General features: G+C 46.9%; 1 protein-coding gene. It reads right to left on the reverse strand.

Features of this window, described 5'->3' with window-relative positions:
- Positions 1 to 211 (reverse strand): F0F1 ATP synthase subunit gamma (locus RRF55_RS29245; protein ID WP_439419490.1); only part of this gene is annotated, 211 nt, incomplete at both ends.

Raw genomic sequence — 211 nt, forward strand, 5'->3', positions numbered from 1 at the left:
TAACCACTTTTTTGAACAAGTTAATGTTCAAACCACCAGCAAGGCCGCGATCTGAAGACACAATGATATAGCCAACGCGCTTTACAGGGCGTTCAACCATATAACGGTGTTTGTATTCAGGATTCGCTTGAACCAAGTGAGCAATTACACGGTGCATATTTTCGGCATACGGACGGCCTTGAGCCATGCGCTCTTGCGCACGACGCATCTT

The organism is Klebsiella sp. K47, assembly GCF_051858335.1.
GTDB classification, from domain to species: Bacteria; Pseudomonadota; Gammaproteobacteria; order Enterobacterales; family Enterobacteriaceae; genus Klebsiella; species Klebsiella pneumoniae.